This window comes from Paenibacillus sp. FSL R5-0623 (assembly GCF_037974265.1).
Lineage (GTDB): Bacteria > Bacillota > Bacilli > Paenibacillales > Paenibacillaceae > Paenibacillus.
Genome location: NZ_CP150233.1, coordinates 2,847,669 through 2,861,395, shown reverse-complemented (window position 1 = coordinate 2,861,395; position 13,727 = coordinate 2,847,669). Strand labels below are relative to the sequence as shown.

Sequence of the window (13,727 nt, the reverse complement as noted above, 5' to 3'; positions counted from 1 at the left end):
CCTTCCTTTGCAAGCAGAATACTTTTATTATATTATCCTAAAATTTCCATGTCAATCTATTTACTTATTTGCTTTATTAAGTAAAATGAAAGTAAAATTTGGCGAATATTCTGAGCATAACTCGACAGATTCTAGTATACATGCTACTCTATTTTTGTATAATTTCCTTTATTTTTCAAAAAAGCGCGTGATAAAAGGAGGAAACCACTTGTCAATGCCTGTCATTGATGTAAATGATCCAACCACATTCTATAATGAGAACTTCTTCGGTAATCCGTATGACGTGTATCGACAGCTGATTCAGCAAGGCGAAATTCACAAAGTGAATCTGTATGGAGGACTTTGGTACATCGGTGGATATGAAACCGTAAACAAGTACATTGCAGACCCACGCATTTCCCATAACACGGCACAACAATATTGGGCAGTCCAGTTTTCGGAGCAACAGCTCTATGGAATTCTGGAGTTTATTCGTCTGTTTTCAATGTGGATGTCCCTTCAGGATGGCACTTCTCACATCAGATATCGCAAAATGTTAACCCAGGCCTTCTCCGTGTCGGTCAAAAATCTGGCTCCCTACATTATGGATCTGATCGACGACTCTCTTGATGAAATGGAAGGAAAAGAAGAGGTGGATTTGATTCGGGATTATGCTTACCCGCTTCCCACCAAAGTCATTATGAAACTGCTGGGTCTGCCTGAGGAACAGTATGAACGTGTGGCCGAATGTGCAGATAGTCTCGTTCACTTGTTCGGTTCCATGACGGTTACATATGAGGATGTCACGCGTGCACAAAATCTTTTGGTTCTGTTGACTGCCTATTTGACAGATGTGATTGAAGAACGAAGAATACATCCTCAGGAAGATTTTATTACTTATCTTATAGAAGCAACTGATGATGATGGTGTGCACCTGACAATTGAAGAAATTCATGCGCAATGTGCCATGCTGCTCTTCGCAGGACATGAGACCACACGTAATCTGATTGGGAATGGCATGTTTACACTGATGAAACATCCGGAACAACTTCAAAAATTGAAAGACTCTCCAGGTCTGATTAAAAGCACCATTCAGGAAGTCCTTCGCTATGAAAGCCCTGCACAGATTACCGTAAGAACCGCCCTTGAAGACATGGAAATTCTGGATCAGCAGATTAAAAAGGGAGAATTGATCATGTTCTGCTTCGGTTCAGCCAATCATGATCCGCGAAAATTTACCGATCCTCATCTATTTGATATTGAACGCAATGAAGCGCGAAATCTGGCCTTTGGTGTAGGAATTCATTCTTGCATCGGTGCCCAGTTGGCGATGATGGAAACAGAGATTGCCATGAGCCGCTTAATCGCAAGGTATCCCCATATGGAATGGATTCAGGATGAGCCCGAATGGCTTCCCAATGTAGGCTTTCGTGGTCTTCAACGACTGCTTGTCCGCTTGAACAATAGATGACCATTATGTAAGATCGTAAGATCGTAAGATCATCAAAAAAAAGCGTCGCTCATTCATGAGCAACGCTTTTTTTGATGATCTTATTTAATCTGGTTTTTGGAACTCTTGCGTGGGATTCTTGCCTTGGTACTTTTTTTGAAGGATTGAATGTCTTTTTCCGTAACCCCTTCACTTGAATACAACTGCTTGCAGAAAGCACCTATTCGATCAGAGCTTGCGGGATTGGACAACAGTAACATATGGTTGGATACATCGATGTCAAACAAATTAAAATTCGGAATGTTCTCCGCCCATATGCTCCAATAGGTTGAGTTGTTCAGTTCGATGCAATCTTCCTCCGTGACAAAGTAAGGCTCAAGTTCACCCAAGAAATGTCCCCTTTGATTGCGGAAATAATAACATGCCACAGCATCTCGATCTGCAAGCGATTGAACTTGGTACTGATCTGCCTGATATGCCTGCTGAACCTTGACACATTGCTCAATGAGCTGCTGTAGATGCTTCTCATTTTTGAAAAGCCCTCTGGATTTCGCAATTTCTGTTAAGTGTTTAAGAAAATCCTCATTACTTAGTTCCATATTGATTTCATCGCGGTGAATTAACGTGTCTGCAATTTTCTCCGGTTGATGAAGAATCGAAGACATTAGCGACATATTCACGGATTGTAAAATATAACCTTTGTCCGACGAAGTCATTTCGTCTTCATCAGAGAGTTGGATGGAATCGAGCATCACCACGCTGTTTACCTGGTCACCCTGATTCTGAAGTAACCTGCACACCTCATATGCAATCAGGCCGCCAAGAGAATAACCGCCAAGATCATACGGCCCTTCCGGCTGAACGGTTTTTATGACATGCACATAATACATTGCCATGCCTTCGATCCCATATAACGGAGAGCGGTCAGTCATCCAGCCTCTTGCCTGGATCCCGTAGAAGGGCCGCGTACACCGGGATGCAATAACCTGATAACCTTCCACCCCACCCATTGCGGCGTGAAACCAGAAGATGGGTCGACCTTCAGAAGCATGATTCAGCCGAACAAGTTCGGGGAATTGTGACCACGACTTAACAATCGAATTCAAAGAGCCATTTGTCTTCTCCTCCGGTCCGATGACGCTATAACTTGTTGGCTTGCCCTGAAGCATAGGGGTCTGATTTATTCTGTCTGTCAGACTTGCTATGATGTCTGCCAAAGTCAAACAATGTTGCAAATCTGCTGCATTGATTTCAGGATTCAGCTCGGTTTGCAATCGTTGAATCAACTGAATAAACACGATGGAGTCCATTCCATATTGCACAAGAGGTGTTGATTCCTGAATCTCACCGCTTTCCAAGCCAAGCAGATTCAGGATGATGGCTGTGATCCTGTGTTCCAGTGATGTATTCCCGGCTACATCTATACTGGAATCAGGAGCTCCTTCCTCCAGGCTGGAAACGACTACAGATTTAGCATGAGTAAGGTCAACCCAGCATCTTCTCTTTTCAAATGGATACCCAGGCAATGAAATGATTTGAGCAGGCTTTCCTTCATGCAGACCTTCCCATGAAACGTTGCCTCCTTTGGACCAATACAGTGCAATTTTATCAAGGCTGCCATCAGCCATGAAAGCTCTCAATATTTTTTCGCCAGCCCTTCCTGACAACAGCTCCTTCACTGCCGAATCTTCTTCTGCCCTTCCGGTAAACATCGGACAAGAATCAACCCAGTTTTTATTTGGCTTTTCCGCTTTCAAAAACTTCTTCAGCCCGGTAATGAGCTCTTTTTTATCACTCACAATTAGAGCCAAGCGATCCGGCATCGCTTCTCTGCCCACTTGTAGCGTGTACGCAACATCCCTCAGGCTCATCTCGTTATTTAATATGACTGTATTCAGGAGTTGCTGCGCAGCGGCCTGCAAGCGTTCCTTGTTCAACGCCGATAGAATGACAACTTGGGCCACCGAATCTTCGCTCACTGCATCATTTTGCTCTGTTTCAGCGGCAACGTACTCTTCGATAACCACATGTGCATTTGTCCCGCTGATGCCTGTGGTGCTAATCGCTCCCATTCTTGATACATTCAACGACGTTCTCCACGGTCTGTTTTCTTTATTGATATTGAGGTTGCTGCCCATGCTCATGTTGATATGCCGATTAGGCTCTTCATAGGAATGCAAAGCCGGAATTGTTCTATGCCTCATGGCCATCAACATCGTTATGAGGCTAACCAAACCGGATGCCGCAAAAGTATGTCCGATTAAAGGTTTGACGGAGCCAATCGCCACGGATATGTCCTGATCGTTGTAAGAACCATATACGTTGGATAATGCCTGCATCTCAATTGCATCTCCTATCGGTGATCCCACACTTTGCGACATGATGAACTGCACGCTGCGTGGATCAATCCGATACCGTTTGTGCACCATTTTCATCAACTCTGCCTGTGACTCAGGATCAGGCGAAGTCAATCCATTGGTTCGTCCGCTGTAATTAACACCACTGCCTCTAATCGTGCCATAAATATGGTCTCCGTCCCGAATGGCCTGTTGCAAAGGTTTGAGCATCAACGCGGTCACAGCCTCACCAGGCACCATTCCGTTAGCATGTTCGTCAAATACGCGGCACTGGCCATCGGGGGATAACATGCCTGCCCGATGGAGAGCTGTGTGCAGCATGGGAGACAGTATCAGACTCACAGCCCCGGCCAAGGCTGTGTCGCACTCTCCGCTCCTTAACGCCTGACACGCCTGATGAAGAGCTACCAGCCCTGAAGAACATGCGGCGGTGATCGCCATATTGGGCCCTTTCAGATCCAGAACATATGCAATACGGGCCGCAAGTGTGGCATTTTGATTACCGTTAATCGATCCTTTCTCTGCTGTCAAATAACCATATTCACCTTCTTCAACCCCAACGTATACCCCACAATTCTGGCCACGAATACGATCCCCCATATAACCGGCATCCTCCAGAGCATGCCACGCCTCTTCCAGAAACAGACGTTGTCTGGGGTCCATCATCGCTGCTTCGTTCGGTGAAATCTGGAAAAACATCGGATCAAAACGATCGATATCCGCCAAATAACCTCCCCATGCAGGAATATCAGCATCCTCATTGGTTATATCCTTCCCGCCTTTTGCGGTCCAACGACTGCGGGGCAATCTCGATATACATGAAGAACCTGATTCAACATTTGTCCACAAATCCTCGATGTTGCCTGCCTGCGGAAACCTTCCGCTCATGCCGATGATGGCTATGGGTTCTTCCCTGTGAAGTTCAGTAGGTTCAGGGACAGGATGATCCATAGATCCATCAAGCTCCTCCATTACAGATGGATTGGTGTTTCTGTCTGTATGGGAGTGATCCTGTATTTGTGTTGGATATGCGGTTGACATCATGCTGTACCTTGCTTCCATTTCTTCGGAAAAGGACGTGATCAGATGCTGCGAAAGTTTGTTCAAGGTGGCATGTGCAAAAAAGACGGTCGGTGACAATTCAAGCCGGAATTGCTGGCTCATAAGCTCAGCGAATTCTGCCAGACTGATCGAATCAAAACCATAATCCGCCAGATTCCGGTCTGGGTCCAACTTGGTTACTTCCATTTTCAACAGTTGGGCAGCCCAGTCTCTCAGTTCTTGCCCTACACATTCCTGTAAAGTCTTCCCTAATGGTGAATGTGAATTCCTTATTTGGGCCTGATCCTGCTTTGTCGCTTTTATGCGCAATCCAGGGGAAGACTGCTTGGAAACCGGCATGTCCAAGCCCAAAAAACGATGTATCCGGCTTGGCCTTCCCGCCAGAGCAAGCTGATGTGTACCGGATTGTCTGATCACCTGATCAAAAAAAGCGATCCCCTCATCCTTTTCCAGAAAACGCAATCCACTTGTTCTCAGATACATGTCCGTACCTTCTGACGTTCTGGAGCCCATTCCACCTTCTCTCCAAAGTGGCCATAAAATGACGATTGTACGAATATTCTGATCCTGCATCTGGGCGTACGCCATCTGAAAACGATTGGCCACAGCGTAGTCACAGGAACCAAAGTCCCCCAGCAGCGCCGACGAGGATGAAAAATAACAACGAAAAGCCAGAGGTTCGTTTTGCAATGCTTCCTCCATCACTAGTAATCCTTTAACCTTGGGACGTAACACTTGATCGAACTCTTTTATGCTTTTGGACAGCAAGGTTCCCTGACTTTCCATTCCGGCGGCATGGACCCATCCGTGGATATCGCCACATTGCATTTTTGCGGATTCCAGAGCCGTTGTTACTTCCGCCGCTTCACTCACATCTGCCTGAACATATATGACCTTATTGCCATTTTTTCCAAGGTCCTTGAGCAATTGCCTGTTCATTTCATCCAGCGGAGATCGCCCCATCAAAACAAGATTGATTCCCTTTGAAGCCCAGACTTTTGCGAAAATAACACCCAATCCGCCAAGTCCACCAGTAATCAATACAGTCTGTCCAGGCTTCGGATAAAGGGTATACTCATCAGCATGTTCCGTTAAATCAATTTGCTTCATACGACTTACCAAACGACGTCCATGCTCAAAACGAACACTTTGTGGCGATTCCGATAAAAGTTCATCCCACAGCAGGTTCGACAGGTCCGCAAATGCCAACATATCCGAGTTCTGTCGTGCCTGCGAGCTGCATACGGTTAATTTCGTCTTCTTCATACTCAGACTAATTGAACGTTCAAAGCCGATCCATGAGTCGAGGTAACATTGATCCAGCGCAGTGCCATGTTCTCCAGCCAGTATAATACGTTTGGGCTGTATGTTCTCCTTAGCCATCGCCTGGATCATATGCACAATAGGACTCGTTTCACGTATATATTGGGCATCATCAAACGGCCACAGATACAGAACCGCATCAATATCATCCTCTTGCTTGGCGATCATGCGAAATTGTTGACCGTAAGCCTCCCGATCCATTTCTCCAGCTTTCGGACCTGCTTCTTCAACAAAATAGACCCTTGTGCCCGGACTGCGCCGAGCCAACATTTCGCGAATGATGGACTGTTTGTTTTTATCCGATAACAGACATATCAGTCCCCTGACATTTTCTCTGTCCAGCTTGGCCGAATCTGAGTCAAGGTGAGCGGATTCTTCCCAAATTTCCTGGAAAGAAAAAAGTTCCGTTGCTTCTTCCGATGGTACTTGCTGACTCTCAGAACCAAATTGTTGTCTTTCGGCCGGGGAACCCGATTCGAATTTTTGGGCGAACTGATACGGCACCCAATACTTTTCCTTAGCAAATGGATACGTGGGCAAGCTTAACCTGGAAGGTTTATCTTGATCATCTTTATATAAATGCTCCCAACGAACCGGATATCCCTTGGTCCACAGATCCAGCACCTTTCCATAGGAACCGTTTTGCATCCATTGGTTTACGATTTCCTCTGTGCCTTCGTCCATGTTAAACAATAATGCTTCTTTGCCACCTTGCAGACCCGCTTGGTACATTAAACCTTCTGGTAGTTGTTCCATGCCTCCATCCAGTGCTGCGCTCAACTTTTCCTTCAGATCGGCGATGCCGGAAGTCAGCACACCCAACCGCTCCTCCATCGCATTACGTCCCACTTGTAACGTATAGGCCAGATCGCGGAGATCAGTATCCATATATGAATCGTACTGCAATCTCTTCAGCAACAAACGAACCTGCTCCTGAAGCTCACCTTTATTCCGTGCAGACAGAACAATCATTGTCGGATATTCAGGTGCCGCTGAGTGATTCGCCTCTTTTTCATCCAATTTTCCCGTATACTCTTCAAGAATGACGTGAGCATTGGAACCGCCAAAACCAAACGAACTGACCCCCGCTCGTCTTGGCATCGCCTTTCCGTCCGCGTTTGTAATCGGCTTCCATTCTTGCAGATCACGAACAAGGTAGAACGGACTATCCTCCAGTTCCACGTAAGGATTCACTTCATCCAGATGAAGATTTGGAGCCAGTTTTTGATGTTTTAATTGCAGTAGCACTTTGATTACACCTGCAATACCAGCAGCCATCTCCAAATGTCCTATATTGCTTTTTACCGAGCCTAGTCCGCAATGCGCCTCACCCATTTGTCTATCCCCTGTGTGTTCATACAGATTCCTAAACGTCGCTTTAAGCGCATTAACCTCGATCGGATCGCCCAAAGGAGTTCCTGTGCCGTGTGTTTCAATATAACCTACCGTTCTCGGATCAATTCCCGCTTTTTTGTACGCTTCAAATAACAATTCTGTCTGAGCTTTGGGGTTGGGTGCCGTTAATGAATTGGCGCGACCTCCATGGTTTTCGTTTGTTCCACGGATAACGGCATAGATATGATCTCCTGCTTCCTCTGCATCCTTGAGAGGTTTGATCATCAACATGCCGACCCCTTCACTTCGAACATATCCATCAGCCTGAGCTGAGAACGTTTTACACCGACCATCACTGCTCAACATACCTGCCTTAGTTAAGCTTATATATCCTTCGGGTGTCAAAATGGTATTAATACCGCCTACAACGGCTGCATTGCAATCCCCGTTCCTCATCGCCGTGACTGCGCGATGGATCGCAACCAGCGAACTGGAGCATGCGGTTTCAATCGGCTCGCTCGGGCCATGGACGTTAAGAAAATAACTCATCCGGTTCGGTCCAACCGAAGGTACAATTCCCGTTGACGTATAGCTATCCATAGCCATGCCTGAAGACGCGATGAGATTGCTGTATCCCGTACCAGCCGTTCCCACAAATATGCCCATCTTGCTGCCAGAAAGGCTTTGCGGAGCATATCCGGCGTCTTCAATCGCTTTCCACACATACAGCATTAGCAGCCGCTGCTGCGGGTCCATAAGTTCCGCCTCACGGGGAGAAATACCAAAGAATCCGGGATCAAATTGATCCACACCCTCAATAAACCCTCCCCAGATCATGTCGAGCTCCCCAGTCTCGTTAAAAGAATCCTTCTGATAAGCATACTTTTCCCGCCGAGACCGAGGAATTTCCGTAATGCAATCCCGCTGGGCTGCAAGATTGTCCCACAGCTCATCCGGGTCAGCAGCCATCGGGAAAATACCACTCATGCCTACGATTGCAATGCCTTGATCCTCCATGACGTTTGTTGGCTTCACCCTTCCTACGTCCGAGGCATGTTTACTTGTTAATTGTCGGAAAACAAGAGGTTCAGCTCGTTCAATCCCACTCTTTGCTTGTGTGGGAACCATCTTGGATGAGAATCTCGTCAAAAATTGTTGTTGATAGGTACGTGTTACATATTGCGAGAAGGCTTGCAGCGTCGAATATTCAAAAAACAGTGCCGGGGTAAGACTCATGTTGAAATTCTCGTTAAGTGTGTTGGTCAGTTCCGTCAGCATGATGGAATCAAGTCCATACTCCCCAAGTTCAACCTCGGGATCAATGTGTGTAACCTGCACCTTAAGAAGTGACGAAATCATAGAAGCCATCGTTTCCCTGACCTTATGTTCAAGCCAGGCTGTATCCGTCTGTTCCTCTGGGATTGCTGGCTGCCCCGCATTCCGTGAGTCAAGAGCATCGGGGGAAGACAAAAACTTCAGTTTCAATCGAGTCACTTCACCTGCCGCAACCAGTACCTGACTTCTTCCACTTGCCAACGCCTGATACAGGGCTGCCGTTCCTTCTTCTTCACGCAGAGGATGCATGCCCGTCTGTTTTTTCAAATTGCGTAATTGCTGTTCATTGATCTGCATACCTCCCGATTCCCAAAGAGGCCAGTTCACCGATAACGTTTGTCCGGTCCGCTCTCCTCTGTGGACAAGCGTATTGCGATAAGCAGCATAACGATCCATGAAAGCATTGGCAGCCGCATAGTCTGCCTGTCCAATGTTACCCGTCACACCTGTACCGGAAGAAAATAAAATCATGACATCCAGGTCATCCCTCCGTGTTGCTTCATCCAGATAAACCGTCCCTGCAACTTTGGATGCCAGCACCTCTCTGCACTCTGCACCTGTTTTATTTTCAAGCAGACGGTCCCGGGTAATGCCTGCGCCATGCAGAATGCCGTTTACTTTCCCATACGTATGACGGACCATCGCCAGCACTGTCTGAACATTTTCTTCATCCGCTACATCCATGGTCATGTATTGAAAATTGGCGGGCAGTTCCTGTATCCTCTGCCTGACGGCAGTTGGCAACGCTGGAGACCTTCCCGTCAAGATGATCGTTGTCCCGGTCGCCTTGAATGCGATCTCCTGTGCAAAAATGGGTCCGAGACCACCGCCTCCTCCAGTAATAACGTATACGCCCCCATCTTGCCACGGATGGGCGGGCAGATGCTCATGGCCTTCTCGATTAGAACGCTCCCTGATGGAACTCACTGCCTCGGTGGATACGTCCTGAACCAGTTCCTTCCATGATGCACGGTACAGTTGGTTCTCCATATATCGCAAGTGATCCTCATTCGGCAAATTTGCACAGGACTTAAGCCGCTCCACCCATTGTTCCAGTGACGTATCACGCTGCATTTCAACAAGCTGGCAGCGTACCTGCGGGTGTTCAAGCTGAACGGTACGGAGCAGGCCAGACAGCCCTGTCCACAGTCTGGATTGTTCTGCATCGTCAGGTATGACAACCTGAATGAATTTGCTTCCTTCATGACGAAGGCTCTCACCACCTTTGAACTGCTCCAGCAGGGCAAGCACATATGCTTCGTAACGTTGTACAAGGGTTCCTGCTGAACCGAGTTGTATCAGGGAAACCCCTGGCATTTCCTGTTTCAACATTTCGGTCATCGTGAAATTTGTCAACTCACCACACAGGATAATCCGATGTTCGCTGTATGAAACCGGTACGGAAGAAGACGTGCGGTTCGGGGCCGTTTCCCAGTGTGGCTCCAGAAGGATTACGCCTTCTACCTCGGGCATACTCACGGTGACTTGTTCCATCCAGATCAGAACCTGACCAGCGTCATTGGCTATGACTACGTCCAGTCTAAGATCGGATCTAACCGCTCCAGTCGAATCATGATGTGGCGGCGTGCCCAGGCGAATCCATACCCAAACAGGTTGCCCATCCTGCAAAACCTCCAAGGAATGGACTGATTTTATGGTAATGGCTCCCCCGAGGTTCACTTGACCCTGTTGCCCACAGAGTTCACATAATCCAACTTGAATGACGTCTTTTAGCATTTCTGGATCAATGAACATGTTGGTAGATCTTGTAGTTTCTTCGGAACTGGAGATGTGTAGCAGTACTTCTCCATTCCCCTTATAACTTTGTTTCACACGGCCCGTCGTCTGTCCGCCAGACCATGCATTATACGCGTCCGAATTAGCTGAGTTGGAGTCCAACTCACACCGCTTACGTACAGCTTGCAAGTCAAACCTTGTTAGGTCGTAGGCAGAGCTTTCCGGTCTGGAGACTCTTCCCGTCGTTAATAACTGCCGTTCCTTTTTGTCGCCAGCACTGCTGATTTCGAAAAAAAGTTCTTTATGATCTTCTTCAGGGTAAATTTCAATTTGAATCTGTAATGGAAACTCCGTGTTCAGGATATTTGTGTCATGCTGCACCCACTTCACTTCGGATAATCTGAGCTTCATCACCGATTGCCCATCCCCATCTGACGACTCCATGGCATGCTGCGCCGCCACACGAGCCATTTCCATACAGGCTACATCGGGAAAAGTCCGTTTGCCCGATGTAGCAGAAGTTTGCAAAAATGACTCGGTTCCAGTAAAAATGGAGCTATAGCGCTGTGAGTATAAATTAGAAATGTTACTGTGTAGAAGGGGATGCAGAACCCCTGCCGAGTTCGAATATTCATCTTCGAATGGCCGCGGCATTTGGGAATCCGGGATCGGAACCCAATATTTCTCTTGGGCAAACGGATACGTTGGCAGACTGATTCTGGCTGGTTTCTTCCCATCATACAGAGCTGACCATTGGACAATGAACCCTCTTGTCCAGATCTCTGCTACTTTGCTCAGCTTGCCACGCAGGTACCATTTATGGACCAGATCCTGCATTTCCTCATCTTCTGTTAGTGAGAGGAGTGTATCCTTGCGTTTGGCTTGCCCTCTGTACATTTCAATCCCGTCATGACCTGTGACTGCTCCTTCATGCATGTAATGAGTCAGGCCAGTCGCCAATTCAGCCATAGTCCCCACAATCAGTGCCAATCGCTCCTCCATAGGCTCTCGTCCGATCTGTAACGTATAGGCCATATTAGCCAAATCGTTCTCTGCATACTTTCCTTCACGCAAGGCCTGAAGCAGTAGATTCACTTGTTCACGCAATCGTGCTTCGTTTCTGGCAGACAACACTACGATCGCAGGGTATTGTCCGGGGATTGCTGTTGTATTTTTTTCAAGATTCTCCCGATTCGGAATATACTCTTCCAAAATGATATGTGCGTTCACGCCGCCAAAACCAAAGGAGCTCACTCCCGCACGTCTAGGCATTTCCCTGCCATCGCTATCTCTCGGGGCAGCCCACTCTCTTGTTTCGCGCACAATATAAAACGGGCTGTTGTCCAATTGGACATAAGGGTTAATATGATCCAGATGCAAGCCTGGCACGAGTTTACGATGCTTCATCTGAAGCAATACCTTCATGACACCCGCCACACCAGCAGCCATCTCAAGGTGTCCAATATGAGACTTTACAGAACCCAAACCGCAATGCGGTGTTCCAAGCGGTTCATCTCCTGATTGACGAGCCAGCTCTTTAAAAGCGGCCTTCAGCCCATTCACTTCAATTGGGTCACCCAGAGGTGTCCCCGTTCCATGGGTTTCGATATAACCGACGGTTCTTGGATCAATATCGGCTTTGCGATAGGCCTGGATCAATAGGTCAGCCTGTGCTTTCGGATTAGGTGCCGTTAAGGAGTTGGCCCGTCCACCATGGTTCTGGCTTGTACCCCGAATCAGCCCATAGATGTGATCTCCCGCTTGTTCTGCATCTTTCACCCTCTTTAGCATCAGCATGCCGACACCTTCACCGCGAACATACCCATTAGCCTGTTCGGAAAAGGTTTTGCAGCGTCCGTCTTCACTCAGCATCCCTGCACGGTTAAAGCTGATATGCCCTTCCGGGGTCAGGATGGTATTAATACCGCCAACGATGGCTGCATCACAATCCCCATTTCTCATCGCTGTTACTGCCCGATGGATAGCAACTAGCGAGCTTGAACAAGCCGTCTCTATCGGTTCACTTGGACCATGTACATTCAGAAAATAGCTCATTCGATTGGGTCCTACGGATGGAACAATTCCGGTTGAGCTATACCCCTCAATAGCCATTCCGGAACGGGAAATCAGACTGCTGTATCCCGTTCCGGAGGTACCCACGAATATACCCAGGTTACTTCCAGACAAGCTTTGAGCAGCATAGCCCGCATCCTCAATGGTCTTCCATACATAGAGCATCAGCAGACGCTGCTGTGGGTCCATAAGTTCCGCTTCCCGCGGGGAGATGCCAAAAAATGAAGGATCAAATTCATCCACACCATCTATAAATCCGCCCCATTTAATGTTGGTTTTATTCGATTCCTTTAGGGGGTCTCCATAAATGGACTTCCAATCCCAGCGTGACAATGGAATTTCGGTGATACAGTCTCTTCCTTCGATTAAATTTTCCCACAGCGCATCCGTATCCTTTGCCATCGGAAACCTTCCTGTCATGCCTACGATCGCAACAGGTTCAAACGTTGTTATCGCCTTGTCTGCTCGCTGCAAGGTTGGAGAGTTTCTTTTCTGAGCTTGATGAAAGCTTTCATCATTTACGGAAGTTCCAGCATTCTCAGCGTTCTCAGACTGGTGAGCCATTTCAAAATTTTCGGATGACTTAAATCTGTTCTTCATTGTGGACTCAGACGAAATATGTGGTTTCTGGACATCTCCTGCCGAGGCAGGAGATGTCCACAGTTCTGCAAATTGATCAACATAGGTTTCCAAAGCATAGTCTGTAAATTGCGCTAAAGTTGAATGTTCAAAAAAAACGGCCGGGGTCAGATTCAGTCTGTAGTTCTTGTTCAGGGAGTTACTCAGTTCGGTTAACATAATGGAATCAAATCCATACTCACTGAGCTCCACATCGGCTTCAATTTCCTCCGGTCGTACCTTCAATTGATCAGCCACAGCCTTAGTCAACATTCTGCGTGTCTTTTCATGTAACTCGGTATCAGCCTGAAGCGTGTTCCCGGATTCCTGAGACTCGCCGGAAGTCTGGGTGTGTTGATTTTGCGCCATTAAAGAGGTTAGTTGATTGGCAGCATCTTGCGGATTTAGTTTACGTGTTCTGATATCATTGTATATTTGATACAAGTCGTCTTTCATCC

General features: G+C 47.3%; 2 protein-coding genes. One reads left to right on the top strand and one right to left on the bottom strand.

Features of this window, described 5'->3' with window-relative positions:
- Positions 1-214 precede the first annotated feature (214 nt).
- Complete coding sequence (locus tag MKY92_RS12885) at positions 215-1,450, top strand: cytochrome P450 (protein WP_339301777.1); 1,236 nt, start codon at positions 215-217, stop codon at positions 1,448-1,450.
- Between the two features lie 80 nt (positions 1,451-1,530).
- Here the strand turns inward: MKY92_RS12885 and MKY92_RS12880 are convergent, their stop codons facing one another.
- Complete coding sequence (locus tag MKY92_RS12880; RefSeq protein WP_339301037.1) at positions 1,531-13,725, bottom strand: SDR family NAD(P)-dependent oxidoreductase; 12,195 nt, start codon at positions 13,723-13,725, stop codon at positions 1,531-1,533.
- Between the last annotated feature and the right edge of the window lie 2 nt (positions 13,726-13,727).